This is a genomic window from Candidatus Borrarchaeum sp., assembly GCF_019058535.1.
In the GTDB taxonomy this organism is placed as follows: domain Archaea; phylum Asgardarchaeota; class Sifarchaeia; order Borrarchaeales; family Borrarchaeaceae; genus Borrarchaeum; species Borrarchaeum weybense.
Map to the genome: position 1 here is coordinate 1 of NZ_JAHPYX010000283.1, position 6,266 is coordinate 6,266.

5 protein-coding genes are annotated in these 6,266 nt (G+C 38.9%); 2 read left to right on the forward strand and 3 right to left on the reverse strand.

The window, feature by feature from the left end:
- The 3 genes from QVB70_RS18370 to QVB70_RS18380 form a co-directional block, all read right to left on the reverse strand.
- On the reverse strand, positions 1–828 hold an 828-nt coding region (locus QVB70_RS18370; protein ID WP_287589350.1), incomplete at its 3' end, for a hypothetical protein.
- Between the two features lie 301 nt (positions 829–1,129).
- Positions 1,130–2,605: a DUF362 domain-containing protein gene (locus QVB70_RS18375; protein ID WP_342766591.1), complete on the reverse strand. Its 1,476-nt coding sequence runs from the start codon at positions 2,603–2,605 to the stop codon at positions 1,130–1,132.
- Between the two features lie 1,099 nt (positions 2,606–3,704).
- Positions 3,705–4,463 carry a hypothetical protein gene (locus QVB70_RS18380; protein ID WP_287589352.1) on the reverse strand — a complete coding sequence of 253 codons (759 nt, stop codon included), beginning with the start codon at positions 4,461–4,463 and terminating at the stop codon, positions 3,705–3,707.
- A 179-nt stretch (positions 4,464–4,642) separates the two neighbouring features.
- Between QVB70_RS18380 and QVB70_RS18385 the strand changes: the two genes are divergently transcribed.
- Together QVB70_RS18385 and QVB70_RS18390 are read left to right on the forward strand one after the other, a co-directional pair.
- Positions 4,643–5,416, forward strand: coding sequence for a hypothetical protein (locus tag QVB70_RS18385; RefSeq protein ID WP_287589353.1), 774 nt, complete (start codon positions 4,643–4,645; stop codon positions 5,414–5,416).
- Positions 5,417–5,479: 63 nt separating this feature from the next.
- Positions 5,480–6,220, forward strand: a complete 741-nt coding sequence (locus QVB70_RS18390) for a hypothetical protein (RefSeq protein ID WP_287589354.1) — start codon at positions 5,480–5,482, stop codon at positions 6,218–6,220.
- Positions 6,221–6,266 lie beyond the last annotated feature (46 nt).

The following is a 6,266-nucleotide window of genomic DNA, read 5'->3' on the forward strand; positions in this document are numbered from 1 at the left end:
GGCTGAGGGTACACCACTCATGAATGAGGGAAATACTCCTCCTAGCTGTAATCCTGTAGCAACTACAGCCACACCCGCAACTGCTGTCACACCGACGGTTGCCTGTCCTGCGGGAGTACTTAACTGGTCTCTTAATCGTTCGGTAGATGATGTATCTCTCCGTTCGCCATCTTCATATATATACCAGTCCTGGACATTCACTTGAACGTCATCTTGTGCTACTGTGTAGCCTTCTGCATCTACCTGCTGTTGCGTTTCATATCCTTCTCCAAAAGATAAGGCAGAACTGTCTAAAGTTTGGGCCGTAGCTGCTGGTGGAGGTCCTCCGACTCGATATCTGATAAATATCGTGAGTTTAAGGAAGCCGGTGTAGATCGGATCTGGCAAGTCGTATCCCAATTCCTCAGCAGTCGCGAGTATGTGTAGGGTTTGGTCATAGATCACTGTATCGGGTGTATTTGCAGGAAGCAGTCGTTTTATAGGATAATTACCTTCTTGTGGATATCTAATTGTTACTCCTGTTCCCTCTATAAGTTCTACTGTCGCATAAAAGTCATGTACATAGACTTGTTGTGCCCCTGTTCCGGCTAAAATCTTAATGTTGACTGGCTCAAACCTGCCGTCATCTTCAAGATCTAATTTAAACTGTTCAGCAGGAACATTTGTTCCCGCTACCAATTGATCGTTTAGATAAAGATACCATCTGACAGTTTCTGCTTGCGTTGTTTGCTGAGACATAACTGGTGTCGTGGCGAATAAAAGGAGTGCGAAGCCTATAAACCCAAAGAAGAGAACGCGAGACAATAAATCTCTATTTCGCTTTAACATAGGAGATCTCCTTTTTTAGTATTGATTATTTTTAAAATAGTCCGTCTTCTCACATATCTCTCTTTCTTTAGTTTTCATAAAGTGTTTGGTACAAAAAATACACAAAATTCCTATGTATTCAGCAGCTTTTATTTCCTACTTGTCGAGTGGTAGTTCACCTGACGTAAAAATACTCCTCATATAACTGATGAAAAGACAATTTACGAAAGTTATCTGCTTTTAAAAGTTAGATAATAGAATTAGCAATCATCTTAAAAACTAAAAGTCAAAAAGAAAAAAGGAAAAAAGAGAGGGAAGATTTTTACTTCTTTGGGACTTCTGCAAGTGGGAATACTTTATTGACTTCTTTTACCATTGCCTTAGCTCTTTCCATACCAGGTTTCCAGTAGTCGTCTATCCACGCTCTCTGTGCAAAGTCCTCGGTGAAGGGAACCCGTTTAAATCCACCAAACCGTTCGATGACCTCTTTGATCATGTCATGTGTCTCGAAAATCGGTTTAAGAAGTTCGCCGCTGCTTTTCTCAGGAACAATCGACCATTTCATGACGTTTTCGTTGGTCAATACTGGCTCATACTCTACGATTTCGTAATGCATTTCACCAGCGCCTAGCATTTCCATAGCTTTGATTTGGATTCTTGGGGAGTAGTCTTGGATCAGTTCGTAGCGGTCTTGCCCTACCTTGATGCCTTTCTCTTCTGCAACGCTCCATGGACCAATTGGAGATTGATCTACGAGGTCACAGGCACATGCATCGATTGCGACATAGTCCTTAGTTGCGAGTGTTCCAATGTCTGGTGCAACTGGCAAATCTGCCCATGGGACACAATCACACATTTGGTCGTTGTCAATCAAGTATGTTATGCAACCGACTTTTTCACGGTACTTGGTAAATTCCTTGCCTGGCTCTTGCCATGCATTTAATGTACCCATTGCCGCGTCTGCCATTGCAATTTGATTCATTGGCCAGTACTCGTCACGCCACTTTAGAGCGCTTGTCGCCATGATGATGCAATGCCATTGACAGGTCTGACACATATAGCATTTTTCCCAGTCGATGTCAACAGTATCTGGCTGCACAGTGATAGCATCTACGGGGCAAACACGTGCACACATATCTGCTACGGGGCATCCATTTGATCCCGGACAGTTCTCTTTGATAAGAACAGGCCAGCCCATGTGATCTTCTGGTTCTCCCCACATCGCTAAGTGGCTGTTATACTTGCCTCGTTTTGATTGTGCACCGATACCTAAGTTTTTGATCGCACCACCATATGCCGTCATTGGATGTCCTTTTCCGTGCGTGGTAATTATCATACCGTCGGCTTGGGCAATTCCACGAGCGGTATATGATTCTTTGAGAATATTTCCGTTTGGTACTGGGATAATAACGTCATCTTCCCCAGCAAATCCGTCAGCAATGATTATTGGGCATCCCATTGATGCAGAAGTAAAGCCATGATACGCCGCGGATACTAGTTCAATATATGCATTAACACGGCTGCAACAATGACTATAGGGTTGGCAGGTAGTATCTGTGACGAAGGGTCGTCCGCCCTCAAGTTTTATCATGTCAGCCATAGCCGCAACACATTCTGGTCGCAGTACGTGGGTTCTGCCCCACTCGCCCACATGAATCTTAACTGCAGTGAAGTCGCCCTTGTCTACACATTCATCTAAGCCAGCTTCGTAGAAAAGATCTTTTGCTCTGTAGATCTTCGATTCTACCCAGTTTCTTTCTCTTGATTCGCTAAAATATACTTTTTCTGGAATACATATTCCTCCTTGTTAGATATTGCTTACATCTATTTTTGAGATTGCTCTCTTTTGCCAATTAGGCAAATAGAAGTAAAGTGAGTTAAGTTCGTAGCTTTGTCTTTAAAAGCATTATCAACTAATCAGTTATAATGATAACTACACCAGTAGTTTTAATCAGATAACTTACGAGAACTATCTTTAGTAATTTATCATTAACTAGGGCAATAAATATGATATTTTCGAAGCAATTTGGATTATAATCATGCAAAGGTTAGCTTAGATAGAAAATATGGGGTTTCTAAAATTTAAGAATCATATCTTTCTAGCTTGTCGAAGAGCATCTAAAAATGAAATACACATGAAATAAGATAAAATTATGAAACTAGAATTATATTTTAAGTATGTCTTACTCTTTTTAATTAGATGAGTTTGCCTGAAATGATATTTAAGGTGCATACGGCCAATTCTCTTTAGAATGAACCAAGCGGCTGTTTTTCAGTTGCATAGAAGGGACAAATTATGCAACATCTGGTACATGTGACACATTTATTTCAATTCTGCACATATCGATTAAAATTACTTTTTGATATTGAATGGTGCTTACATAATACATAAAAGAATTTTTTAAAAAATTGTGGCATCCAATAAATCCATTGTAACTCATACCTTTTTTTGATATCTAAGTTGTACTTTAAGAAATTAGTATGTAACCTAATGGGAGGAAGTCTAAGAAGGAGTCTTTAACGCCAAAATACGGGACGTTTAAGATTGTTAGAGCCCCCTATTTTAATCGAAAATTACAAATTGTAATCATTGTAAACTGGTCCATTCCATTAAGTAAGCTTAACCATGAATTAGGATTCACTTTGCAATTCTATCATTTAAAAGTAACCCGTTTTCGCCCATTTCCATCCAAGAAATATTACGCGCGCGTCAAAAAATAATACCTATGTCGTTCCATATCCAGATATCCCTGTTAGCTATTATTTCCATCAATTTTTGAGAGTTCTCTCTTTTGATCTCTCATTTATCATGAATGTTAATGAAATCTTCTGGTATTGTTCGGTTGAAGCGTTTTTGGTAATTAGATGACGGTTTCAAATGATAAATCTCACAAAAGCTACTGGCCAGCAAGTGCCGCTAGCCGTTTTGCTTCAAGAAGGATGTCGTTATAGAGTTGAGAGTCAATCTTGCGGGCCAATTTTTCTAAAGACGCATTAATTTTTCGACTAATATCATACTCCCCCTTCAAGCATTTGTTACACGCGATGTAAGGCAGAAAAGTAAATGTGTTCAAGGTTTTGATAGCATTATCTTCTTTTGGGTAGTATACAGGGGCGTTTCTCTTAATTAAAGAGATGATTTCGTCATCGTCATTAGTATTATATTGCGTTTTTAAGGCAGTTACATAGCGCTCGGTATTTACAACAATGTGTTTGTTGTATTCTTGAATACAGTGTGAGGGATACCCTAAAATTTTGCCTATTTGGGAATTAGTCATTTTAGGTTTTAGCAGGGATGGAACTTGCGTATCATTGTAGACCCATAATATGATTGTAGGCTTTTTTATGGCATTCAGCTCAACAAAGAAGGAACGAACTTTGGGTGAAATATTTGTAGCCTCAAGCGAGGGTTGAATTCTTCTAAGTGTAGTGACAGAAGTGCGCAATTTAAACGTTCTAAGGATCTTTCTCATGATTTGTAGATTAGGAAGGAGGTTATCATCTTCGGGTTCGATAGATGCAACATTTTTTTGTCCCGCTAGGACTGCACAAAGAGAAAGTTTATTATGAAGATCTTCAATTCGCAGAATACTTGTAGGGATCTCCTTGATACTATCCCACAGTTTTTTGACGTGATTTAGATCCATAGATGGCATGGCAGCTTCCTTTTCCTGTGAGTGAATGAACTTAACTTTTGAAAACTCACTTTAAGCTTTAAATTTCATTGAAATCACCCCGTCCCTTTAGGATGGGATAATTGACCTTTTTGTAAGACAGTGATGGACAAATTTAATAGAAAGTTATTCATATTGCACATGATGTTGTTAGTTGGCTCTTGGAGGTATCTATTATAAATACTGCGACTGGTTACACAGATGTACAACGCAGGCTGTTGATATTGTTATTAGAGAACCATGCACTATTTCTCGACGTTGAATTCCATTTAATGATCCCTGAGAATGCAAAAGGCCAGTTACACTATTTTTACATGCATAAATTACATATGGGAACAAAAAGCCTTCAAAAAATTCTCCGTACTCTGCAAAAAAAAGGATTAGTGGAACGTAAAGATAAAAAAAGAGGACGATCTTTCGCAATGAGATATCTACTTACCTCTCACGGCAGATTAGTAGGAAATAAATTGCTCAAGGAAGAGAAGGACCCTCCTAAAGTTCTTGCAGAGAGACATATGCGGGTTTTAATAAAATCAGAGGAGGGGTCTGTTAAAGAAGAACCACTTTTCGCGATCTCCCCAAGAGGTGCAATTATCTCGATAAATGACGTAACCATTAAAAAAGAAACTCGGACAGTCCTAGTCAGAAAAGAATACATCCTAGTAAGAAATGATATTGTGATAGTAACAAAACGAGTAAGTGGGGATAGTTGTAAAATTATAATTAAAGGATTGAAAGGGCAAATTGCTCAAGAGATATATGAAAAGGTAAAACGAGTCTGCTTGCTGACTGAGGTTTGTGACGATTTCGAATGCTCTATTCAAACACCACTTTCGGAGGAGTGCTTTTCGTCTATAGCTGGATTAACGCAAGGAGACCGTGCAAGAAAACTATTGGATGAGTGGAAAACTACTATTAAAGGAGTGGAATGCTAGTCAATCATTTTAATTGGGCTGAGACCGATGCGGGACAAAGATCTGAAGCTGTTGGAGGACGACTTGTTAGTCCTATGTTTAGATAATTGCAGTATATATCTGTTTTCGGATGATCGTCACTATACTGCTAGTTGCAGACCAAACTTAATAGCCATAGATTCACCAGGAAAGACATCCACTTGGTACGCATGTCGATTAAAAGTGGGATCACGAACTTTTATGCGAATAACAAAACAAGCATGCGCCAAAAAACTATTAGAAGAGCGGCGTGTTATGCGACATCATTCGTTCGTAAGACTTCTAGAACTCACCCCCTTAGGAGAAAAGACTGCAAAACGCTTGAAAGCTGAAAGAAATGATGAATTTCCTGAACCCGAAGAAGATCCCCTCATAAAAGTTCGAGTACGATCGCACAGTCCTCACGCTCAAGAAGAGCCAATACTTGTTATGAAAGAAAAGTGCCTATCCTCATTAATAGCTGTAACCATATTACGAAAAAAAACTGATAACGAAGAATACATAATCACACAAAGCGATACAATTGTTGTCACAATAAGAGATGCAGAACTTCCCGAAGGAAAGGATCGAAAAGTCTTAGTGAAGGGTATTGAACTAAAACCTTCGCTTTATGAGCGGATCAAAAGATTGGTTCTGATAACGTTAAACGATGAAAACCTTCAATTTAGTTTTGTACCACATACACCGCTTCCTTATGAATTCTCTAACGTAAAAAAGTTAAGAACAAATCTGGCGCAAAAAATGCTCAAACAGTGGAATTGTTTCAAAAAAACGTCTTGTTCGTAATCTGTCAGCATAATTATGTCATAAAAGAATATTTTAAGTATGCTAC

Excerpts from the sequence above, each read along its gene's own strand:
- QVB70_RS18380 (WP_287589352.1), bottom strand. The coding sequence starts at position 4,463 with ATGCCATCTATGGATCTAAATCACGTCAAAAAACTGTGGGATAGTATC.